Origin of the sequence: Ruegeria sp. HKCCD7221, from assembly GCF_013031225.1 — a bacterium.
Taxonomy (GTDB): domain Bacteria; phylum Pseudomonadota; class Alphaproteobacteria; order Rhodobacterales; family Rhodobacteraceae; genus Ruegeria.
In genome coordinates this window covers 93,897-115,368 of sequence record NZ_WPZE01000006.1, presented here as the reverse complement: position 1 = coordinate 115,368, position 21,472 = coordinate 93,897, and the positions used below count along the sequence as shown (strand labels likewise).

Annotated in this window: 19 protein-coding genes; 12 read left to right on the top strand and 7 right to left on the bottom strand. The window is 58.8% G+C overall.

The window, feature by feature from the left end; all coding sequences use genetic code 11:
• The first annotated feature begins 17 nt into the window (after positions 1–17).
• Positions 18–1,202 carry a TIGR03862 family flavoprotein gene (locus GOX73_RS15135; protein WP_171126365.1) on the top strand — a complete coding sequence of 395 codons (1,185 nt, stop codon included), beginning with the start codon at positions 18–20 and terminating at the stop codon, positions 1,200–1,202.
• Here the strand turns inward: GOX73_RS15135 and holA are convergent.
• The 4 genes from holA to GOX73_RS15115 all read right to left on the bottom strand — a co-directional run bounded on the left by holA (position 1,199) and on the right by GOX73_RS15115 (position 5,797).
• Positions 1,199–2,227, bottom strand: coding sequence for a DNA polymerase III subunit delta (gene holA / locus GOX73_RS15130; RefSeq protein WP_171126364.1), 1,029 nt, complete (start codon positions 2,225–2,227; stop codon positions 1,199–1,201). The genes GOX73_RS15135 and holA overlap by 4 nt on opposite strands.
• Positions 2,224–2,715, bottom strand: coding sequence for an LPS assembly lipoprotein LptE (lptE, locus tag GOX73_RS15125; RefSeq protein WP_171126363.1), 492 nt, complete (start codon positions 2,713–2,715; stop codon positions 2,224–2,226). Before lptE ends, holA begins: the two co-directional genes overlap by 4 nt.
• Positions 2,702–5,236, bottom strand: a complete 2,535-nt coding sequence (gene leuS, locus GOX73_RS15120) for a leucine--tRNA ligase (protein WP_171126362.1) — start codon at positions 5,234–5,236, stop codon at positions 2,702–2,704. Before leuS ends, lptE begins: the two co-directional genes overlap by 14 nt.
• A 72-nt stretch (positions 5,237–5,308) precedes the next feature.
• Complete coding sequence (locus GOX73_RS15115) at positions 5,309–5,797, bottom strand: DUF3576 domain-containing protein (RefSeq protein ID WP_171124687.1); 489 nt, start codon at positions 5,795–5,797, stop codon at positions 5,309–5,311.
• Between the two features lie 282 nt (positions 5,798–6,079).
• On the opposite strand from GOX73_RS15115, the gene GOX73_RS15110 reads away from it, so the two are divergent.
• Positions 6,080–7,126: a porin gene (locus GOX73_RS15110; protein WP_171126361.1), complete on the top strand. Its 1,047-nt coding sequence runs from the start codon at positions 6,080–6,082 to the stop codon at positions 7,124–7,126.
• 100 nt (positions 7,127–7,226) lie between these two features.
• Positions 7,227–7,886: a YggS family pyridoxal phosphate-dependent enzyme gene (locus tag GOX73_RS15105; protein WP_171126360.1), complete on the top strand. Its 660-nt coding sequence runs from the start codon at positions 7,227–7,229 to the stop codon at positions 7,884–7,886.
• Here GOX73_RS15105 and GOX73_RS15100 read toward each other — a convergent pair.
• The gene (locus GOX73_RS15100) at positions 7,870–8,370 is read right to left on the bottom strand and encodes a L,D-transpeptidase (protein WP_171126359.1); all 501 of its coding nucleotides are present in this window, start codon (positions 8,368–8,370) and stop codon (positions 7,870–7,872) included. The two genes, GOX73_RS15105 and GOX73_RS15100, sit on opposite strands and share 17 nt — an antisense overlap.
• Complete coding sequence (gene ribA / locus GOX73_RS15095; RefSeq protein WP_171124457.1) at positions 8,367–9,461, bottom strand: GTP cyclohydrolase II; 1,095 nt, start codon at positions 9,459–9,461, stop codon at positions 8,367–8,369. Before ribA ends, GOX73_RS15100 begins: the two co-directional genes overlap by 4 nt.
• Positions 9,462–9,622: 161 nt before the next feature.
• Between ribA and GOX73_RS15090 the strand changes: the two genes are divergently transcribed.
• The 6 genes from GOX73_RS15090 (at position 9,623) to GOX73_RS15065 (ending at position 14,610) form a co-directional block, all read left to right on the top strand.
• Positions 9,623–10,309 carry a response regulator transcription factor gene (locus GOX73_RS15090; RefSeq protein WP_170415695.1) on the top strand — a complete coding sequence of 229 codons (687 nt, stop codon included), beginning with the start codon at positions 9,623–9,625 and terminating at the stop codon, positions 10,307–10,309.
• 321 nt (positions 10,310–10,630) lie between these two features.
• Entirely contained in the window at positions 10,631–11,833 is a 1,203-nt protein-coding gene (locus tag GOX73_RS15085) for a GSCFA domain-containing protein (protein WP_171126358.1), read from the top strand.
• Positions 11,834–11,976: 143 nt separating this feature from the next.
• Positions 11,977–12,765 carry an exodeoxyribonuclease III gene (locus GOX73_RS15080; RefSeq protein WP_171126357.1) on the top strand — a complete coding sequence of 263 codons (789 nt, stop codon included), beginning with the start codon at positions 11,977–11,979 and terminating at the stop codon, positions 12,763–12,765.
• Positions 12,766–12,841: 76 nt separating this feature from the next.
• Positions 12,842–13,759, top strand: a complete 918-nt coding sequence (locus tag GOX73_RS15075; protein ID WP_171126356.1) for a co-chaperone YbbN — start codon at positions 12,842–12,844, stop codon at positions 13,757–13,759.
• Between the two features lie 27 nt (positions 13,760–13,786).
• Complete coding sequence (locus tag GOX73_RS15070; RefSeq protein WP_171126355.1) at positions 13,787–14,428, top strand: LON peptidase substrate-binding domain-containing protein; 642 nt, start codon at positions 13,787–13,789, stop codon at positions 14,426–14,428.
• The gene (locus GOX73_RS15065; protein WP_171124448.1) at positions 14,425–14,610 is read left to right on the top strand and encodes a Trm112 family protein; all 186 of its coding nucleotides are present in this window, start codon (positions 14,425–14,427) and stop codon (positions 14,608–14,610) included. Before GOX73_RS15070 ends, GOX73_RS15065 begins: the two co-directional genes overlap by 4 nt.
• Here the strand turns inward: GOX73_RS15065 and GOX73_RS15060 are convergent.
• A complete protein-coding gene (locus tag GOX73_RS15060) occupies positions 14,607–15,869 on the bottom strand; it encodes an FAD-dependent monooxygenase (RefSeq protein WP_254429216.1) in 1,263 nt (420 codons plus the stop codon). The two genes, GOX73_RS15065 and GOX73_RS15060, sit on opposite strands and share 4 nt — an antisense overlap.
• Before the next feature lie 53 nt (positions 15,870–15,922).
• Between GOX73_RS15060 and GOX73_RS15055 the strand changes: the two genes are divergently transcribed.
• The 3 genes from GOX73_RS15055 to GOX73_RS15045 all read left to right on the top strand — a co-directional run bounded on the left by GOX73_RS15055 (position 15,923) and on the right by GOX73_RS15045 (position 21,450).
• Positions 15,923–17,251: an amidase gene (locus tag GOX73_RS15055; RefSeq protein ID WP_171126354.1), complete on the top strand. Its 1,329-nt coding sequence runs from the start codon at positions 15,923–15,925 to the stop codon at positions 17,249–17,251.
• Between the two features lie 108 nt (positions 17,252–17,359).
• Positions 17,360–18,541, top strand: coding sequence for an aminotransferase class I/II-fold pyridoxal phosphate-dependent enzyme (locus GOX73_RS15050; RefSeq protein ID WP_171126353.1), 1,182 nt, complete (start codon positions 17,360–17,362; stop codon positions 18,539–18,541).
• A 14-nt stretch (positions 18,542–18,555) separates the two neighbouring features.
• Positions 18,556–21,450 (top strand): DNA translocase FtsK, encoded by a 2,895-nt coding sequence (locus tag GOX73_RS15045; RefSeq protein ID WP_171126352.1) that lies wholly within the window; start codon positions 18,556–18,558, stop codon positions 21,448–21,450.
• Positions 21,451–21,472: the final 22 nt, after the last annotated feature.

Below are 21,472 nucleotides of genomic sequence, written 5' to 3'. Positions count from 1 at the left end.
AAGGCAATAGGACAGGAATGGCACAGGCAGTGGTGATCGGGGCAGGGCCCGCTGGCCTGATTGCTGCGCAAGAGCTTGCAGCGGCTGGTCATGACGTATTAGTGGCCGAGGCCAAGCCATCGGTCGCGCGCAAGTTCCTGATGGCCGGGAAGTCTGGCTTGAACCTGACCAAGGATGAGCCATTCGAGGACCTGATGCAATTCTATGGTCCCGCTGCCCGGTGGCTGCGTCCTATCGTGGCCGAATTTGACGCAACCCATGTTCAGGACTGGGCCCGTGATCTGGGGCAGGAAGTGTTTACCGGGTCTACTGGGCGCGTGTTTCCAACTGCGATGAAAGCCTCCCCCTTGCTGCGCGCATGGCTGGGTCGGCTCGGGTCGGCTGGCGTTGAGATCAAAACGCGCTGGAGGTGGATCGGATGGGAGGACGGAGCTCTGGTATTCGAAACCCCCGACGGCAAACAAAGCGTAAACTCGGATGCAACGATTTTGGCACTGGGCGGTGCAAGTTGGGCGCGGTTGGGCTCTGACGGGCAGTGGGCCCCAATTCTGGCGGCCAAAGGGATTCCACTTGCCCCGTTTGAACCGTCGAATTCGGCCCTTTCGGTGGATTGGAGTCATCACATGCGCCCTCATTTCGGTGCGGCCCTGAAGTCGATTCAATGGGTGGCCGGGGACGCCACCAGTCGGGGAGAGGCCACGATTTCCGCCAATGGGCTGGAGGGCGGAGGGTTGTATTCATTGACCCCAGCCCTGCGCCAAGGTGCTTCGTTGTTTGTCGATCTGACGCCTGACCTGAACACGTCGGTCCTGACAGAACGCCTTTCAGCCAAAAAGTCCAAGACAACCGTGTCGCAGTGGTTGAAGAAATCACTGCGACTGCCCCCTCAAAAAGTCGCGCTGTTCCACGAAATGACAAAGGGTGAAGTTCTTGCGCCCGCGAAATTGATCTCTGCGATCAAACGCTTACCCATTCATCACGCCGGTTTGCGCCCCATGGATGAGGCGATCTCGACAGCCGGAGGCGTTGCCAAAGCCGCCGTGGATGACAAGCTTATGCTCACGTCTTTGCCGGGGGTGTTTTGTGCTGGTGAAATGCTGGATTGGGAGGCCCCGACCGGGGGCTATTTGCTAACGGCATGTCTGGCAACCGGGCGCTGGGCTGGTCGCAGGGCTTGCGAGTGGCTGGAAACCGGGCGCTAACGCGGCCGTGCCAGCATCGCCAGACGGATCATCGCCCGTTCAACAAGTGCCATTGCCGGGGCTGTCTGACCTGCGGACCGCAATGTCAGGTCCGTATCTGTCAGAACAGTCAGGGCAGTCTGAAGTTTCGCGGCACCCCAACCTTGCGCTTGCCGTACAATCCGATCGCGGCGCTTGCCGTAGATCGGTGGGCGCATTTTGCCGATCCCCTGCGCCGCACCACCGGGGTCTGAGGCACATGCATACAACGTGCGGAAATGCCGAGTGGCGCCGATACACAACGCGACCGCATCAGTGCCCTGCGATTGCAACCTTCGGATCAGCGGACCGATCTCTCCGGCGCGACCCTCGGCAACGACGTTGAGAACATCATCCAACGCGGCTTCGGTCGAGCGTGGGGCACAAGCTTCGATATCTTCGATCGTCAGTTCAGTTGCGTCGCCGGACTTGTAAAGCGACAGTTTTCCAACGGTTTGAGAGAAGTCGCCGGGGCTGATGCCAGCAGCCAACTCGGTCAGGGCCGACATGGAATCGCGAGGGATGTTCTTCAAACCGGCTTGTGTCAGAACCCGCTCAATCTCGTTGCGCGAAGGCGGATCATCGTAAATTCCGGTCGCAAACGCTGCAGGATGTGCCTCGAATGCCTTGCGCATTTTTGAACTGGCCTTGAGCTGCCCAGCCGTAACGACAATCTGCGCATCGCCGGGGCGCCAATCCTCCAGCGCCGCAAGGATCGCAGGCGCTGCTGCATCTGTTGCGTCTTCGACCAGAACAGCGCGGGAGCCGGGAAAGAAGCCAACTGCCTTTACCGCATCCAAAAGCGCTGCGGGGTCCGTGCGCAAGTCGGCCCCCGGCAATCGGGTCAGGCGCATCTCTTCTTCGGCATTTGGGCCCAACAGCGCCGCAAGAACCTGCTGGCGCTTCAGCGCCACGCGCATGGCGTCGGCCCCGTAGATCAGCAGACCGGTCTTGTCTGCGTCCGGTTTAGCGAAATAGCCGTCGGCCTCGCGCGGGCTGAGTTTCATTGAGTCAGGCCCGGTGCCGCGTAAAGGCGGCTGACGATCTGATCAGAGAGAATGACCATCAACCGGTCAGTGGCGTCGCGCTCATCCGCAAGGGTCGACACTGTCGAACCCGCTGCCGAATACCCGACAAAGTCCGAAACCGTTCCAGAAGTCATAACCTGACCTGTTTCATTCGACTTAAGGGCGAATCTGGCACGGCCCTCGATCGTATACCGGTCGGTTTCGTTGGTGGTCCGGATGGCCGCGCGCCGCGTCTGGGTGACCAGATTTACATCCAGTTGGTAGTCTTTGACTGAGCCCGAACTGCGACCCAGCCGTTGTTCCAGATTTTGAACCAGCAAATAGCTTTCAACATCATTTGGGGCGGAAACCTGGACCTTTCCGTTCAGGGCATCGCCTGATCCTCCGGGGGCGTAAACGGGTTCAAAACCGCAGGCGGCTAGCGCCAGCGGCAGCATTAACAGGGTTCTGCGGTCAAACAACGACATTCACGATCCGGCCTGGGACAACAATCACCTTCTTCGGTGCATTGCCATCCAGCGCCTTTTGCACAGCTTCGGTGCTGAGCGCGATTTTTTCAACCTCTGCCTTGTCCATATCCTTGGGAACGCTGATTTCCGCGCGGCGTTTGCCGTTGATCTGGATCGGCAGGGTGACGGTATCGTCAACCAGCATCGCCTCATCCGCGGCGGGCCAGGGGGCGGTGGCAACCAGCCCCTCGCCGCCCAGTAACTGCCACAGTTCCTCTGACAGGTGTGGTGTCATGGGGGACATAAGTTGCGCCAGCGTCTTGGCGGCCTGACATTTGGCGTCAGAGCCCGCCTTGGACTTGGCCAACGTGTTGGTAAAGGCATAAAGCTTGGCGATGGACGCGTTGAAGCCAAAGGATTCGACCCCGCCCGATACATCGTGGATGGCTTTGTGCATCTCACGCAGCAGGGTTTCGTCTTCGGCATTGGCCGGAGCGTCCGATTCCGCGATTTCCGACGCGATGCGATGCACGCGGCTCAGGTGCTTGAACGCGGCCTCGGCCCCCGATGCGGTCCATTCAACGTCACGCTCTGGCGGCGAATCGGACAGAACGAACCAGCGGGCGGTATCTGCGCCAAAGGCCGAAATGATGCTGACCGGATCCACCACGTTCTTCTTGGATTTCGACATTTTGGCCGAGGGGATGATCTCAACCTCGGTGCCGTCGGCCAGCTTGCCGTCGGTCACATCCTCGGGCAGGTGATAAACCGGGCGGCCATTGGCGTCGCGGGTCTGGTAGATCTCATGCGTGACCATGCCTTGCGTGAACAGCGCATCGAACGGTTCAATCGCCTTTTTTGGCAGGTGGCCGGTGATCTGCATCGCCCGCGCAAAAAAGCGGGAATAAAGCAGGTGCAGAATCGCGTGCTCGATCCCGCCGATATACTGGTCGACATTCATCCAGTATTCGGCTTCGGCCAGATCGGTGGGTGTTTCGGCGCGCGGAGCGGTGAACCGGGCGAAATACCACGACGAATCGACGAACGTGTCCATCGTGTCGGTTTCACGCTTGGCCGGTGCTCCACAGGACGGGCAAACGCAGTCGCGCCAGGTCGGGTGACGGTCCAGCGGGTTGCCGGGTTTGTCAAAGGTCACATCGTCGGGCAGGCGGACCGGCAGGTTCTCTTTCTTCTCGGGCACCACGCCGCAGGTATCACAATGCACAACGGGAATCGGGCAGCCCCAATAGCGTTGGCGGCTTAGCCCCCAATCGCGCAGACGGTACTTGGTGACACCTTGGCCCCATCCGGCCTTTTCAGCGAAATCGACGGTGGTGTTGATGGCCTCGTCGCCTGTTGCCTCGGTCAGGCCAGCGAAGTGGTTCACCCAGCGGACTTTTTCGGTTTTCAGCGGAACGAATGCGAGCTTGTCGACCGGAGACTCATCGTCCATTGCAAAGAAGGTATCGACCACGGGCAGGCCGTATTTGCGGCAGAAATCCAGATCGCGCTGGTCATGTGCGGGGCAGGCAAAGATCGCGCCGGTGCCATAATCCATCAGGATGAAGTTAGCGATCCAGACCGGCAGTTCCCAATTCGGGTCCAGCGGGTGTTTTACTTTGATGCCGGTGTCATAGCCCAGCTTCTCGGCGGTTTCGATGGCCTCTTCCGTGGTGCCACCCTTGCGGCATTCCGCAACAAATTCAGCAACTTCTGGGTTTTCCGCCTCAAGCTGTTTGGCGATCGGATGGTCGGGTGAAATACCGACGAAAGACGCCCCCATCAGCGTATCAGGGCGGGTCGTGTAGACTGTGATCGGTTCGCCGCCATCAGTGCGTTCAAAGCCGAACTGCAAGCCGCGCGACTTGCCGATCCAGTTTTCCTGCATCAGGCGGACTTTGGCAGGCCAGTTGTCCAGCGTATCCAGCGCGTCCAGCAATTCCTCGGAATAGTCGGAAATCTTGAAGAACCACTGCGTCAGTTCCCGGCGCTCGACCAGCGCACCCGAGCGCCAGCCGCGGCCGTTTTCCACCTGTTCATTGGCCAGAACGGTCATATCGACGGGATCCCAGTTCACCACGGCGTTCTTGCGGTAAACCAGACCAGCCTCGAGCATATCCAAAAACAGCGCCTGTTGCTGGCCGTAATATTCCGGATCACAGGTTGCAAACTCGCGCGACCAGTCGATCGACAGACCCAGCGGTTTCATCTGACCGCGCATGTCGGCGATATTGCCATAGGTCCAGTCTTTGGGGTGGCCGCCAATGGCCATCGCCGCGTTTTCCGCAGGCATCCCAAACGCGTCCCAGCCCATCGGGTGCAGCACATTGTGGCCGGTTGCCAGTTTGTGCCGCGCGATCACGTCGCCCATCGTGTAATTGCGCACATGGCCCATATGGATTCGGCCAGACGGGTAGGGGAACATCTCAAGCACGTAATATTTCGGCTTATCCGCCTTGTGGTTGGCGGTGAAGATCCCGGCCTTGTCCCAGGCCTCTTGCCATTTAGCTTCGATTTCGTTGGCCGAGTAGCGCGACATCGTGCGGTCCTTCATGAATGAAAACGCCGGGAATGAACCCGGCGTGGTAATATTGTGATTTTCGGCGGGTTGCTAGAGCTTGTTGTCCGCAATGCGCAACTGACGGGCGCGGGACAGGATGGCATCCTCGACCGCGCGTGTAGTTGCGGCGCTGACCGGTGCGCCGCCGCTGGATTGCAATGCCACCGACAAAGAGCGCGCCGCCAGAGCCGGGTCGCTGATATGAACCGTCGCCCGATACGAGCGTCCGCCACCCGGGGGTGTCCCGTAACCCGTTACAATTATGCCAGTAAATGGGTCGACCTCTTGTACGGGCAGGAAATTCAATACATCCAGCGACGCCGCCCACAGATAGCGGTTCACATTTGTAACCTGCTCTGCGTTTCTGGTGTCGAATACATCCCAGATGGTCGAACGGTTGGGATCGTTCAGTTCGCGTTCGCTTGATCGTCCGCTGTCTGTATTAAGCAGATCAGGGTTCGGCGCGGCCCCTCGATTCTGTCCGCAGGCCGACACTGCGGCAGCCACTATGATCAAACCGATAATCGTCTGCAGGCGCATCGTCGACTGGTCCTGTTTCACTTGGTCTCGTTCGTTCAGTGATACTCCTAGACAAGGTCCAGTGCGGCAACAACCCTCTTATTGTAACAAATAAGCGGTATTGCTGATGCTTTAAGGCTCAAAACGGACTGTGGCATCCTTGCACCAATCTGTTGCCAATACGGGCTGTCCAATTATGCAGTGCTTGCGCGAAGGGGGCAAAAAGAGCGAAACGGTTCCCGTGCTGAGACATGTGCTGAGGCATGTGTCGAGTAGAAAAACTTTGAAACCGAGGGAAACAAGATGAAAAAAGTTCTCTTCGCATCGACCGCTCTGATCGCAACCGCAAGTGTTGCAGCGGCCGATGTACGCTTTAGCGGTTACGGCCGCTTTGGTATTGGATACCAAGAAGACCGCACCGGTTCGGTTGCGAACTTCACCACCACCGCAAGCGGTGACATTGTTCGCGGAACCGGCACCAACGCCAACGCGACTGTCGACACCGACAACACCATCCTGATCTCGCGCTTCCGTCTGAACATCGACGGCGTCGTTGAAACCGATGGCGGCGTTGAGTTCTCGGCTCGTGTTCGTCTGCAGGCTGACGAAAACGCCGGCAACGGTGAAGCAAACGCAGCCGGCCTGAACGGCGCACGCTTCTCGGTCATCTACGGTGGTCTGCGTGTTGACGCGGGCAACGTTGCAGGTGCCTTCGACAACTTGGCAAACTACTACGGTAACGAGCCGGGCCTGGAAAACTTCATCGGCCAGTACTCGGGCGTTAACTACAGCTTCCTGGGTTACTCGTCGACCGGTTCGGGTTCGAACGCTGTGTTCTTCCAGTACGCAGTTGGCGACTTCGCATTCGGCGCATCGTATGACCAGGCAACCGTTGCTCTGGGCGGCGTTCCTGAAGATGCAGACCGCTGGGACATCAGCGCGACCTACACCTTCAACAACATCACCGCAGCTCTGGCCTATGGTCAGACCGACGCGGGTTCGTTCGGCGATGACCCTGACCTGCTGGTCTTCACCCTGGGTGGTGAATGGGGCGACTTCTCGGGCACCCTGTTTGTTGGTGACGAAAGCGACACCGCTCCGAACGCAGCTGGTGAAGCAACCGACGACACCTTCTACGGTCTGTCGGCAGCTTACAACGTTGGTTCGGCTCTGACCCTGACCGCCGCTTACGGTGACGGTTCGGCTGACGGTGACACCCGTCAGTATGGTATCGGCGCAATCTACGACCTGGGTGGCGGTGCATCGCTGCGCGGTGGTATCGGCGACACCAAAGTCGGCAGCGCAGACAGCACCATCCGTGCTGACTTCGGTGCTCAGTTCAACTTCTAAGTTGATCTGAACCGCAAGGTTTAAGGGCAGGTCTTCGGACCTGCCCTTTTCTTTTGGGCTGACATGGTGTTTTGCTGCCTCAAACCAATTGAGGATCCCCATGTCGCTGCATGATATCGCCACTCGTATCCAAAAAGCTGAAACCGCTGCCGGGCGGCCAAACGGGTCTGTTAAGCTGATTGCCGTGTCCAAGGTACAGCCGAACGAACGCGTTCGCGGTGTTCTGGATGAGGGGCACCGCTGTTTTGGGGAAAACAGGGTGCAAGAGGCCATGGGGAAATGGCCCGACTTCATGCGGGACTATTCTGATATTGATCTGCATCTGATCGGACCGCTCCAGACGAACAAGGCGCGTCAGGCCATGGAGTTGTTCAGCGCGATACACTCTGTTGATCGCCCCAAGCTCGCCAGAACGCTGGCGCGTCTAGCGCAAGAGATCGGAGCCTGTCCCGACCTGTTCATACAAGTGAATACCGGGGAAGAGGATCATAAGGCCGGTGTCATACCTGCCGAGGCAGATGCATTCATCGCCGAATGCCGTGATCTGGATCTGCCATTGGCCGGGTTGATGTGTATCCCTCCGGTCGAGGAAGAGCCCGCGCTGCATTTTGCGCTGCTTGCCAAAATCGCAGACCGGAACGGGCTAACGGGGCTGTCCATGGGCATGAGTGGTGATTTTGAAAAGGCCATCGCATTGGGCGCAACCCATGTGCGTGTCGGATCGGCGATCTTTGGCGAGCGTGTCAAACCGCAGGAATAATCAGCCGCGTATCGGGTGTTATCCTTCCGGCGATCCAATGAAGGTGTTCCCTTCGAAACGCAACGCAACCTTCGGTGGGATAGCCGGGCCTTCTCCATTGATGCAGAAAGATTGCCGAACCTTTTCCCGGGACCGCATTAGGCCAGTTCCAGTCGGTAAGCAAAACCAGATCGTATAAGGGATCTGCCCGGCGCAGCTTTTCATGGCTGAACGGGTAGGGCGCGCTGACCAGTTGGTTATATCGGTTATCGCTGCTGTCATCCGACCACAGATCCCACGGCCCAATCGGGATGGCCAATGGGCTCGGCGCCGCGATCCGGTCAGGGCGGTAAAGCATACCGACGATACGGTGAACACCGGTCGGGGTTGCGCCGTCGCCCTCACGCTTGGTGTTGCTGAGCCCACCCTTGCCGATCGAACAGGGAAACGTGCGCCCGGCAAACCGGACGCCGCGCGGTGTAAGCACGAGGTCAGAGGGCATCAAAGCAGATGGCCCGATTTTTCCGCCTTGGTCGCCAGATACCCGCGATTATGGGCTGTTTCTCCGACCTTCAGCGGGACGCGTTCCGTAACGGCGATTCCCGTTTTTTCCATCATCGCGATCTTGGCCGGATTGTTGGTCAGCAATCGGACAGCACTGAACCCCAGAGATTTCAAGATATCCGAACCCAAACGAAAATCCCGTTCGTCATCCTCGAATCCCAGCCGATGGTTGGCCTCGACCGTGTCGAAGCCCTGATCTTGAAGGAAATAGGCCCGCATCTTATTGGCCAGCCCGATACCGCGCCCTTCTTGGTTCAGATACAACAGCACCCCGGCCCCTTCCGTTCCCATCTGGGCAAGCGCACCCCGAAGCTGCGGGCCGCAATCGCATTTCAGGCTGCCCATGAGATCGCCCGTAAAGCAGGCCGAGTGCAAACGGGCCAATACGGGTTTACTACGGTCGGGACGTCCGATTTCGATGGCGTAATGTTCCTCGCCGCCATCTTCCGGACGAAAGACGTGAAGCCGCCCGGCCTCGGACACCTCCATGGGCAGGCGCGCGGCTACCACTTCGTTCAGAATGCTGCGGTCTGCCAGATGCGGTGCTGCCCGGGTGTGATCAATGCAGGTGAGGCCATGTGCGCTGGCAAAGGCGCGCCCGTCATCAATGGGGACAACAACGGCTGCGGGAAGCAAGCGGGCGGATTTGGTCAGGGCAATGGCGATACGATGCAGGCTGGAGCTGCCCTGACGTTGCGTCATCAGGGGGCCTTTCATCGGTGCGTTCAGATCATCGGACGGGTCGGCGACCGCTTGAACCCAACCGATATCCGCATCGGCTGGAATAATCACCCGTGCCAAATCCCCATCATAGGCTCGCGCCCTGAGCGTTTCTGCCCGGCGCACGGTAATGGCGACGACCGGTTCACCGCCCAGCCCGCGCAAATCCGCAAGCCGTTGGGCGCTTAGTGTTTCTGACGCGATTGCAAGAACGCTGAAGCCGCTGTCATCTGTCAGGATGACAGGCACACCCATACGCAGGTCCGCACGCGCGCGTGCCAGCAGTTCCGAGATATCCGGGATGAGACTCATTTATGTTACCCTGTAACGATTAGCCCTTCCTGTAGCCTGATCGGACGGAAATGTGAAACATTTCCTCATCATCAGACACGAGGGCGTGAGACGATTGCAGCAAACCTTGTTGATTGCATCTTTGACGCGCAAGTGGTGGAAAAGGCTTAGGAGGACCAGATATGGCACAGCTTAAGAAAATCCTGCTGGTGGACGACGACGAAGATCTTCGTGAAGCTCTGAGTGAGCAGCTTGTGATGACCGAAGACTTTGACGTGTTCGAAGCGTCCGACGGGCAGTCCGCCATGGAGCGCGCACGCGAAGCGATCTATGATCTGGTTATTCTGGATGTCGGCCTTCCAGATACCGATGGTCGCGAACTGTGCCGCCTGATGCGCAAGCAGGGTGTCAAAAGTCCGATCCTGATGCTGACGGGGCACGATAGCGACGCCGACACCATTCTGGGCCTTGATGCCGGTGCCAATGATTACGTACCCAAGCCTTTCAAATTCCCGGTCCTTCTGGCCCGTATCCGTGCCCAACTGCGCCAGCACGAACAGTCCGAGGACGCGGTCTTTGTTCTTGGGCCGTATACCTTCAAGCCTGCGATGAAGATGCTCATCACCGAAGATGACCGGAAAATCAGGCTGACCGAGAAAGAGACAAATATCCTCAAGTTCCTCTACCGCTCGGCCGACGGTGTGGTTGCGCGTGATGTGCTGCTGCACGAGGTTTGGGGATACAATGCCGGTGTCACCACGCATACGCTGGAAACCCACATCTACCGCCTGCGCCAGAAGATCGAGCCCGATCCGTCGAACGCGCGCCTTTTGGTCACAGAGTCGGGCGGATATCGTCTTGTGTCGTAACTTTGATGGAATGATGCAGATCAAAGTGATACTCTGGAGATATATTTAGGTTACTCCCAACCCGTGCATGTCCGGGTAATGACATGTACCTCCCTGTTGGACTGCCGGGCCTGATGGCCCGGCTTTTTTTGTGGGAGGGAGTGTTGGACTGGCGCAAGTGGACGGCATTTGCGCAACTGCAGAAATCCACAGTGCAGAGCCGGTCTCAGCGAATTTGTAGTTGCAGTGTCCCACTCGTCGGGGTCGAATGGGCGGTGAGTGGCGGACAACTATTTTGTCGCGGTCCACGCTCACCAAAGACTGAACCAAAGGCCGATGTTAATGTCCATCAAAAACGACAAACCCGTTGATACCGACAGACGACCCTCGCAGCGTATTCTGATGGACGTGCCACGCCGGGCATGGTTTCGCGGGAGCACGGTGAATAAGCGGCCCAAGCTTTCCGCCATGACGATGCAGCAGGACGCGGTGGGAGCCGTCCTCCACGGTTGGGAGCCGGACCAGCCGGCGATTACTTCAGAGACGCAAATTACAGCGTTTGGGTCCTGCTTTGCTGCCAATATTTCCGACTGGTTGGCTCGAAGAAACTTCCGTGTTCTCACTCGAGATGAGGCTCACGCGAATGCTTATGTAGTCTCCATGGGAGAAGGCATGGTGAATTCATTTGCTATCCGGCAGCAATTCGAATGGGCTTGGGAAAATAAGGTCTTCGAACAACCGCTTTGGCATGGCTACAAGGCCGAAGAGTTCGGATATGATGAGGATATCCGCTTGCAGACTAAAGCGATCTTTGATGAGACGGATGTATTCATTTTGACTTTTGGACTAAGCGAAGTCTGGTACGATGAACCGACGGGCAACGTTTTCTGGCGTACTATTCCCAAAGACGCCTACGACCCTACTCGCCACAAGTTTCGATTGTCCAGCGTCGCCGAGAATAGCGACAACATTCGCGCAATTTGCGAGCTGATCCGAAAGCATCGTCCATCCGCAAAAGTTATTTTGACCCTTTCCCCGGTGCCGCTGATTGCCACGTTCAGGGAAATTTCGTGCATTTCCGCAAACTCGGTTTCCAAGTCAGTTCTGCGCGTAGCTCTCGACGAAGTGGTATCTGAGTATTCTGGTGACGATATGATTCACTATTGGCCGTCGTACGAACTTGTCATGGATGTGTTTCGGCAGCCGTTCATGTCCGATAACCGGCATCCGAAGCGGCCTGTCCTCGATTTTATTATGACGTTGTTTGAGAGCATCTGGTGCGTACAAGAGCAAAAGGAAGATGATGTTAACCTCTCGGAGGCTTGGATCCGCGCGCTTGTCGCATCCGGCGAATTGCCGAAACGGGTCGTTAAATTACTTGACGCGCGTGACTTCACTGCCTTGAAAAACTTCACTGAACATCGAGGACTCCATGAGAATGGCGAGGTTGATCAGGCGCGCAGAGCCTTGCTTGCTGAACTCGCCGTCCTGTTGGAAACGCAGGAACGACAATTGAAGAGCGCTGAGGTCGAGGATCAAACTTAGCAAACTACGTGTTCTAGAAACGTCGGCGATGTGGATAGCGAAACGGTGCTTTGTCCGCAGAACAGACTTGCAGTCTCTTTCCCCATGGCACCCCATCCCAACCCACGCTAACCTCCGCGCAACCGACGACAGAGGATTCCCCAATGCCCTTTACCCTTGCCACCTGGAACATCAACTCGGTCCGTCTGCGCGAGCCTATCGTGCTGAAATTGCTGCGCGACGAAGCCCCCGATGTGCTGTGTCTGCAAGAGTGTAAATCGCCGGTCGAGAAAATCCCGACCGAAGGCTTTGCGGAACTGGGCTATACCCACATGGTTGCGCGTGGGCAGAAGGGATATAATGGCGTTGCGATCCTGTCGCGTATCCCGATGGAGGAAGTGGGCGACAAGGATTTCGCCGGTCTCGGCCACGCCCGCCACATCGCGGCACGGCTGGAAAACGGCGTGACCATTCAGAACTTCTATGTCCCCGCAGGTGGCGATGTGCCGGATCGTGAGGTGAATGAGAAGTTTGGGCAGAAGCTGGATTACCTCACCGACATGCGCGACTGGTTCCATGCTGAAAAGCCCGAAAAGTCCATTCTGGTGGGTGATCTGAACATCGCCCCGCGCGAGGATGATGTTTGGTCGCACAAGCAACTGCTCAAGGTCGTTTCGCACACGCCGATCGAGGTTGAAGCGCTGGCCGAGACGCAGGATGCAGGCGGATGGGTCGATGTCACCCGCCAGGATATCCCCGAGGGGCAGCTTTACAGCTGGTGGTCGTACCGTGCGCGCGATTGGGATGCGGTCGATAAGGGACGGCGGCTGGATCACGTCTGGGCCACGCCTGATATCTCGAACGCGGGGCATTCCAGCCGCGTGTTGCGCGATGCGCGCGGGTGGGAAAAGCCAAGCGACCACGCTCCGGTCTTTGCCACTTTCGACCTTTAATTCTGCAATTCAACCCTTGGTTTCTGCCCTATGCGGTTGCATATAGGGCGCAAGTTCGAACGAAAGAGTGAGTGTCATGGACCTTCTGAACAGCGCAGCCAGCCCCGATACAGCGGATCTGATCAAGGACGGGTCCGAGGCCACGTTTATGGCCGACGTCGTCGAGGCTTCGCAGGAAACTCCGATCATCGTGGATTTCTGGGCGCCATGGTGCGGGCCGTGCAAAACTCTGGGACCTCTGCTGGAAGACGCTGTGACCGCCGCCAAGGGCGCAGTGAAGATGGTCAAGATCAACGTGGACGAGGCGCAGATGATCGCCTCGCAAATGCGTATTCAGTCTATTCCGACCGTCTATGCGTTTTTCAAGGGTCAGCCGGTTGACGGGTTTCAAGGCGCGTTGCCGGGGTCCGAGATCAAGGCATTTGTCGACCGTGTCATCGAAGCAGCAGGGGGCGAAAGCCCAGGCGGGCAATTGGATGACGCCGTTCAAGCGGCCGAAGAAATGCTGTCGGAAGGCGCCGCTGCGGACGCGGCGCAGACCTTTGCTGCCATTCTGGGCGAGGATCCGAACCATGCGGCGGCTTATGGCGGTTTGGTGCGCGCCCATATCGCAGCCGGTGATCTGGAACAGGCCGAGGCCATTTTGAACGGTGCCCCTGCCGAAATTTCCACCTCTGCCGAAGTGGAGGCGGCGCATGCGCAACTGGAACTGGCCAAACAAGCCGCGGATGCGGGCCCTGTGGCCGAACTGACTGCGGCGGTTCAGGCTGACGCGGACAACTATCAGGCCCGGTTCGACCTAGCGCAGGCGTTGCATGCCAATGGTGACGTGGAAGAGGCCGTAAGCCAGTTGCTTGAACTGTTCCGTCGGGATCGCGAATGGAACGACGGCGCAGCCAAGGCGCAGTTGTTCACGATCTTCGACGCGCTCAAGCCAAACGACCCGATTGTTCTGAATGGGCGGCGCAAACTCAGCTCGATGATATTTGCCTAATCTCTGATCAGAGCTACACTGGGGTACATGATGCATCCCGCTGATCTGCCGGAAACGGTTTCCGTCTTCCCTTTGCCCGGGGCGCTGCTGTTGCCCCGCTCGCGCCTGCCGCTGCACATTTTCGAGCCGCGCTATCTGCAGATGTTGGACGACTCCCTGAAAACGCCCGAGCGTTTGATCGGGATGGTGCAGCCGAACCCCTGCCAAAGCGACGACGACAAGCTGCACCAGATCGGCTGCGCGGGGCGGGTGACGCAGTTTTCGGAAACCGAAGATGGCCGTTACCTGATTACGCTGACCGGGATTTCGCGCTTTCGCGTCAAGTCCGAGTTGGACGCCTTTACCCCTTATCGTCGCTGCCAGGTGTCCTGGGATGGGTTTGACCGCGACTTGGGCCGGGCCGAACAAGATGACGGGTTCAACCGCACAAACTTTCTGACACTGCTAGAGCGGTTTTTCTCGTCCCGGCAGCTATCGACCGACTGGGACTCGTTGAAGGACGCGGATGATGAACTGCTGGTCAACTCGCTGTCCATGCTGCTGGATTTCGACCCCGAGGAAAAACAGGCCTTGCTAGAAGCGCCCTGCCTGCGTACCCGTCGCGAAACTTTGGTAACACTGATCGAATTCGCCATGCGCGGCGGATCGAGCGAGGAAAAGCTGCAATGACCACACCTGAACATGCCTTTGACCGCCGTATGCTTGAGGCGTTGATTTGCCCGCAGACGCAGACAACCCTGCACTATGATGCGGAAAAGCAGGAACTGGTCTCAAAGGCTGCGGGGCTGGCTTTTCCGATCCGCAACGGCATTCCGGTGATGCTGGTCGACGAGGCGCGGCAACTGGATTAAATCGGACGCCCCTGAAGCAGTTTCGGCAGGTCCCCGGTCAGCCCGGCGGCCTCGCGCACGAAGCCCCGGCGCAGGCCCGGAAGTGACCCGACGATCCCCATCCCGATGTCGCGCCCAACGCGTAACAGGGGGTTGTCATTTGAAAACAGCTTGTTGAACACGTCTGTCGCCATCGCCAGCGACGCCGTGTCAAAACGGCGCCATTCCTGATAGCGCTCCAGCACCAGAACCGACCCGATATCCTCGCCGCGCCGTCCGGCCAGGGTCAGCACCTCGGCCAGCGCACCCACGTCCCGCAACCCGGCATTAAGCCCCTGACCGGCGATAGGGTGCATACCGTGTGCGGCATCTCCGACTAGGGCCATTCGTTCGCCAATGAATGCGTTCGCGATCGTCAGGTTCAAAGGATAAGTGAACCGATCCCCGGCCAGCTTGATATCACCAAGGAAATCACCAAAGCGAGGGCGCAGGACCTGCAGATAATCCGCTTCGGGTAGGGCATTGATGCGTTTTGCAGCGTCGGTCCGTTCGCTCCAGACAATCGAGCTGCGGTTGCCGGTTAATGGCAGGATCGCAAGCGGACCCGGCGGCATGAAAAACTGATGCGCGATACCGTGATGGGGCAGGTCATGTTCGATGGCGCAGACCAGAGCAGTCTGTCCGTAATCCCATCCGCTGCGCTTGATGCCTGCACGCGCAGCCGTGCCGCTGCGGCGACCATCGCACCCCACAAGCAGGCAGCCCGTCAGGGTCGAGCCGTCATTCAGAGTTAGGGTGACGCCCGTTGCGTCGTGATCCTGCGCAATGACTGTTCGGCCACTGATCTGCGTGATGTTGCAGTCCGCGTCGATCGCATCCAAAAAGGCTCGGCGCAGATGGCGATCCTCGACCATGTATCCCATCGGGCCTTCTTCGATCTCGGCGTGATCGAAATGCATGAAGAAGGGTGATGGCCCGGTCCCTGCGTGCCCGTCCGTGACCTTGATCTCAAGCATCGGCTGGGCGTGGTCGGCGACCCGTTCCCACACACCAATTGTTTGCAGCAAGCGTTGAGAGGCCAACGCAAGCGCATAGGCACGCCCGTCGAAGGCGGCGTTTTTCCGAACTTTCTCGGCCAAGGTGTCGATGATCGTGACGGTATGCCCGGTCTGAGCCAATGCTAGTGCCAATGCGGGGCCGTTCAGACCGCCACCAACGATCAGGATATCGGGCTTGTGTTCCATGCCGTGCAATATGCGCGCCCTTTCGGGATTGTCCATATGCGGTCCTGTCGCTACCGTCGCCCAAAGCGAATTTTTCCAAGGGGGTAGGAATGCAGGATTGGTTGACCATGACCGCGTGTGATCTGGGCCGAGGCATTGGAATGGGCCAGATCGACCCCGTCGAATTGACCGAAACCTACCTGTCCGCCATTACCGCGCACCCCCACCGGGACCGCATTTATGCCCGCGTTACCGACACACGCGCCCGCGCCGAGGCCGAAGCTGCGCGCGTGCGGGTCAAACTGGGCTTGCGCCGGTCCCTGCTAGATGGTGTGCCGATCAGTTGGAAAGACTTGTTCGATACCGCTGGAACCGAGACCGAGGCCGGAACAGCCCTTTTAAAAGGGCGCGTCCCTGACCGGGATGCGGTTGTTGTCAGAAATGCAACGGCGATGGGGGCGGTTTGTCTGGGCAAGACCCATATGAGCGAACTGGCCTTTTCCGGGCTGGGTCTGAACCCGATCACCGGAACGCCGCCCTGTATCGACGATGTCGACGCGGTGCCGGGCGGGTCTTCCTCGGGTGCTGCAGCATCGGTCGCGTGGGGGCTGGCCGCGGGCGGTATTGGGTCGGACACAGGAGGGTCGGTCCGTATTCCTTCGGCTTGGAACAATCTTGTCGGGTTGAAGACCACGGCAGGGCGCGTAACGCTTGAGGGGACTGTGCCCTTGTGTTTGCGGTTTGATACGATTGGCCCATTGGCGCGTTCTGTCGAGGACGCCGCCCATCTGTTGGCGCTGCTGGAAGGCGGCACGCCCGCTGACCTGCGGGGTGCAACGCTGCAGGGCCGCCGTTTCGCCGATTTGCAGAACGTGGCCAAGGATGATCTGCGGGATGGCCCGGGCGCGGCTTACGAATCCGCACTGGACCGTTTGCGAGAGGCCGGAGCCGAGATTGTCCCGCTAGAGGTGCCCGAACTGAACGACGCCATGAGCCTGTCCGGTGTCCTCTATACGACCGAAGCCTACGGTCTGTGGCGCGACGTGATCGAGGCCAACCCCGATGCAATGTACCCAGAGATTCTGGAGCGGTTCCGCGCGGGCAAGAACGTGTCAGGGCCGGATTACATTGCGGCCTGGTCCCGGTTGAAAGCCTGCCGGACCGCATGGGATGCGGCGACGGCCGGTTTTGACGCAGTGCTGGCCCCAACCGCGCCGATACTTCCCCCAAATCTTGAGCGGTTGATGACGGATCATGACTACTATGTCACCGAGAACCTGCTGGCATTGCGCAACACCCGGATCGGCAATCTGATGGGATTGGCCGCGCTGACCGTTCCGACGGGAACGGCGGGGTGCGGGTTGATGATGATGGGGTATCCGGGATCGGAAGAAGCGCTTTTGCGGGTGGGTGCGGCGGTCGAAACCGCTCTGGCGTGAATGCCACAATCCCCTGATTCGGCGTCGCTTTGTCTGGACGAAGCGGAATCCGACCTGTAATCTGCCAAAAAACGGGGCGAAAACGATCCCGGCATTGAGGCAGTAGTTATGAATTTTCCCGAGCGGTTCTCGAACCTACCGGAATATGCTTTCCCGCGTCTGCGCACCCTGTTGGATCATCACCAGCCGGGCGGTGATGTCATTCACATGACCATCGGCGCGCCCATGCACGATTTTCCCGCATGGGTGACAGATGTAATCATGGAAAACGCGGCCGGATTTCAGGGATACCCCCCAAATGAGGGCTCTCCTGCGCTGCGTGGCGCAATCACCGATTGGATCAATCGCCGGTATGGTGTGACGATGGACCCAAACGCCAATGTCATGGCGCTGAACGGTACGCGCGAGGGGCTGTACAACGCGGCAATGGCATTGTGTCCCGAGGAAAAGAACGGTCATAAACCGGTCATCCTATGCCCCAACCCCTTTTATCAGGTCTATATGGTCGCCTCGATCTCGATCGGGGCCGAGCCGGTATTTGTGTCTGCCACCGCTGCAACCGGCCATCTGCCGGACTACGCAGGTCTGCCCGAGGATGTTCTCAACCGCACGGTTGCGGCCTATTTCTGTTCCCCGGCCAATCCGCAGGGCGCGGTGGCGTCGCGCGACTACTGGGCCGAACTGATCCGGCTGGCCGAAAAATACGATTTCCGCATCTTCGCGGATGAATGCTATTCCGAGATCTACCGCGATGAGGTCCCGACCGGCGTTTTGACCGTCGCGCAGGAACTGGGCGCAGATCCTGAGCGGATCACATTGTTCAATTCGCTATCCAAGCGGTCAAACGTCGCCGGCTTGCGTTCCGGCCTGATCGCAGGTGGCCCCGAGACGATCAAACGGGTCAAACAACTGCGCAACTACGCGGGCGCACCCTTGCCGCTGCCTTTGCAGGCGGCTGCGGCAAAGCTGTGGGCGGATGAGGCGCATGTGGCCGAGAACCGCGCGCTCTATCAGGCAAAATACGCCATTGCGGATCAGGTATTCGCTGGCATTCAGGGGTATATGGCACCGCAGGCCGGGTTTTTCCTTTGGTTGCCGGTCGATAATGGCGAAGAAACCGCATTGAAGCTGTGGCAGGAAACCGGGGTCCGGGTACTTCCGGGCGCATATCTTTCTCAAGGCGATCCGGGGCAAAACCCGGGCGAACAATTTATCCGGGCTGCTTTGGTGGCCCCAAAAACAGAGTTGCAGCAAGGGCTGATCAAGCTCCGCGACTGCATCTATTCGTGAGGTACGAGGGCAAAATGGCATCATATAACGCGCGCAATCGCGATCCTTTGCTGGACAGTACGACGCAAGCCGCCATTGAGCGGCGCAGTAAAGAGCTGATCGGCATTGCCTTGATTCTGCTGGGCCTGGCCGCAGCCGCGATGATCTGGTCTTACACGCCGGACGATCCCAACTGGATGGTGTCGACCGATGCGCCGGTGCAGAATTGGATGGGCCGGATCGGTGCGTCGATTGCCGCGCCCCTGTTCATGATTGTCGGCTGGGGCAGTTGGAGCATCGCGCTGGTTCTGATCGGATGGGGCGTGCGATTTGCAGGTCATTTTGGCGAAGAACGTGCGATTGCCCGGCTGATCTTTGCCCCGATCTGGATCGCGATTGTTTCCGTTTACGCGGCAACGCTTGTCCCGGGCGAGGCGTGGCGTACCACACACAGCTTTGGGCTGGGTGGTCTTTTTGGCGACACGGTTATGGGCGCTTTGCTGACGCTGTTGCCGATCTCATCGCATTTCATGGTCAAGGTGATGTCTTTGGCCATGGCGATCGGAATGTTGTCGCTTGGCGTGTTTGTTCTGGGGTTCACCAAGGATGATGTGCGCAAAGGGTTCCGTGTATTCCTGTTGGGTCTGGTCATGTCATACGATGGGTTGATGAACCTGCTGGGCCGGGGCGCCGCAGCGACAGCGCAGGCCGCCCGTGATCGCCGCGCGCAATGGGACGACCGTAAAACGGCAAGGGCAGAAGCCGCCGAAGCTGTTTTTGAAGATGAACTGGCCTATGCCGACCCCGTATTCGACGAACCCCCACTCGAGTCGCCGGAGTCTGTGAAAACAGGCCTTCTTGCGCGGATGCCTTCCCTGATCCGCCGCCCAGAGCCGATGCCCGAGCCTGAACTGCTGGATCGTGAACCTGTTGCTGGGTATGATGAGATGCCGGGTGAAGACCGCATTCGGTCAAAAATTTCCGCCGCCGTGCGCAACCGCAAAGTCGCAACCGGCGAGATGACGCCTGAGCCGGATCCGAACCTGCCGTTGACCAAGGGGCGCGGCAGGGGGCCGGATCCGCTTATCCTGAATGCAGGCGGGGCTGGTGACTTGCCGCCTGAACCCCCGATGACGTCGGCGGGTTTGCCGGTGGAACCGATGATGTCGGCACCTCTGACAGACGATTGGCAAGAGTCTGTCGTGCAAGAGGATACGCTCGGCGCGGATTACGAAGAGGGGGCCGTGTTTGAAGATGTGGCAGAACCGGCTCCGCAACAGCGCCCGGCTGTAAAAATCCCGGTTGCCGAACCCCGCAAACCAGTGGTTGCACAGCCTGTGCGCCGCGCACCGCAACCGTCGCGCCGTGCGCAGGCCGAGGCACAGCCAGCGCTGTCCTTCGAGGAAAAGCATTCTGATTTCGAACTGCCGCCCTTGGGACTGCTGTCGAACCCCTCCAGTATTCAGCGCCACCACCTGAGCGATGAGGCGCTGGAGGAAAACGCGCGGATGCTGGAAAACGTGCTGGACGATTACGGCGTGAAGGGTGAGATCGTCAGCGTCCGCCCTGGCCCCGTTGTGACCATGTACGAGCTGGAGCCCGCTCCGGGCCTGAAAGCTAGCCGGGTGATTGGTCTGGCGGATGATATCGCGCGGTCCATGTCGGCGCTGTCGGCGCGGGTTTCGACATTGCCGGGCCGCTCGGTAATCGGGATCGAACTGCCCAACGAAAACCGCGAAATGGTGGTGCTGCGCGAAATCCTCGCCAGCCGGGACTTTGGCGACGGCAACCACGCGTTGCCGCTGGCCTTGGGTAAGGATATCGGTGGTGAATCCGTTGTGGCGAACCTTGCGAAGATGCCTCACCTGCTGATCGCGGGGACCACGGGGTCCGGTAAGTCGGTGGCGATCAACACGATGATCCTGTCGCTGCTGTACAAGCTGACGCCGGATGAATGCCGCCTGATCATGATTGACCCCAAGATGCTGGAACTTTCGGTTTACGACGGCATCCCGCATCTGCTGTCCCCTGTTGTGACCGACCCGAAAAAGGCTGTGGTTGCCCTGAAATGGGTCGTGGGTGAGATGGAGGATCGTTATCGCAAGATGTCCAAAATGGGCGTGCGCAACATCGCAGGCTACAACGGCCGTGTGAAAGACGCGCTGGCCAAGGGTGAAATGTTCAGCCGCACGGTCCAGACCGGATTCGATGATGAAACGGGCGAACCCGTGTTCGAGACCGAAGAATTCGCGCCTGAAGCTATGCCCTATATCGTGGTCATCGTCGACGAGATGGCCGACCTGATGATGGTTGCAGGTAAAGAGATCGAAGCCTGCATTCAGCGTCTGGCTCAGATGGCGCGGGCTTCGGGTATTCACCTGATCATGGCCACGCAACGACCTTCGGTCGATGTGATTACCGGTACGATCAAGGCGAACTTCCCCACCCGGATTTCGTTTCAGGTGACGTCCAAGGTCGACAGCCGCACCATTCTGGGCGAGATGGGTGCCGAACAACTGCTGGGGCAGGGGGACATGCTCTATATGGCGGGTGGTGCCAAGATCACGCGCTGCCATGGTCCGTTTGTCTCGGATGAAGAGGTCGAGGAAATCGTCAGCCACCTGAAACAGTTCGGCCCGCCAGATTACATGAGCGGCGTCGTAGATGGCCCGGCCGAGGAAAAAGCCGACAATATTGACGCCGTGCTGGGCCTGAACACTGGTGGCAACACGAACGGTGAGGACGCTTTGTACGATCAGGCCGTGGCGATCGTGATCAAGGATCGAAAATGTTCGACCTCGTATATTCAGCGAAAACTCGCCATCGGATACAACAAAGCCGCGCGACTGGTCGAGCAGATGGAGGATGAAGGCGTTGTTTCCTCGGCAAACCATGTCGGAAAACGCGAAATCCTTGTGCCCGAGCAGTAAGTGGCTTTGCGGAGTACCGCCG

Coding starts and splice junctions, on each gene's coding strand:
- GOX73_RS15080 (WP_171126357.1), top strand. CDS start 11,977: ATGCCCTTTACCCTTGCCACCTGGAACATCAACTCGGTCCGTCTGCGC.
- GOX73_RS15085 (WP_171126358.1), top strand. CDS start 10,631: ATGTCCATCAAAAACGACAAACCCGTTGATACCGACAGACGACCCTCG.
- GOX73_RS15055 (WP_171126354.1), top strand. CDS start 15,923: ATGCAGGATTGGTTGACCATGACCGCGTGTGATCTGGGCCGAGGCATT.
- GOX73_RS15115 (WP_171124687.1), bottom strand. CDS start 5,797: ATGCGCCTGCAGACGATTATCGGTTTGATCATAGTGGCTGCCGCAGTG.
- ribA (WP_171124457.1), bottom strand. CDS start 9,461: ATGAGTCTCATCCCGGATATCTCGGAACTGCTGGCACGCGCGCGTGCG.
- GOX73_RS15090 (WP_170415695.1), top strand. CDS start 9,623: ATGGCACAGCTTAAGAAAATCCTGCTGGTGGACGACGACGAAGATCTT.
- holA (WP_171126364.1), bottom strand. CDS start 2,227: ATGAAACTCAGCCCGCGCGAGGCCGACGGCTATTTCGCTAAACCGGAC.
- GOX73_RS15070 (WP_171126355.1), top strand. CDS start 13,787: ATGATGCATCCCGCTGATCTGCCGGAAACGGTTTCCGTCTTCCCTTTG.
- leuS (WP_171126362.1), bottom strand. CDS start 5,236: ATGTCGCGCTACTCGGCCAACGAAATCGAAGCTAAATGGCAAGAGGCC.
- GOX73_RS15105 (WP_171126360.1), top strand. CDS start 7,227: ATGTCGCTGCATGATATCGCCACTCGTATCCAAAAAGCTGAAACCGCT.
- GOX73_RS15075 (WP_171126356.1), top strand. CDS start 12,842: ATGGACCTTCTGAACAGCGCAGCCAGCCCCGATACAGCGGATCTGATC.
- GOX73_RS15065 (WP_171124448.1), top strand. CDS start 14,425: ATGACCACACCTGAACATGCCTTTGACCGCCGTATGCTTGAGGCGTTG.
- GOX73_RS15110 (WP_171126361.1), top strand. CDS start 6,080: ATGAAAAAAGTTCTCTTCGCATCGACCGCTCTGATCGCAACCGCAAGT.
- lptE (WP_171126363.1), bottom strand. CDS start 2,715: ATGTCGTTGTTTGACCGCAGAACCCTGTTAATGCTGCCGCTGGCGCTA.
- GOX73_RS15050 (WP_171126353.1), top strand. CDS start 17,360: ATGAATTTTCCCGAGCGGTTCTCGAACCTACCGGAATATGCTTTCCCG.
- GOX73_RS15135 (WP_171126365.1), top strand. CDS start 18: ATGGCACAGGCAGTGGTGATCGGGGCAGGGCCCGCTGGCCTGATTGCT.
- GOX73_RS15045 (WP_171126352.1), top strand. CDS start 18,556: ATGGCATCATATAACGCGCGCAATCGCGATCCTTTGCTGGACAGTACG.
- GOX73_RS15060 (WP_254429216.1), bottom strand. CDS start 15,869: ATGGACAATCCCGAAAGGGCGCGCATATTGCACGGCATGGAACACAAG.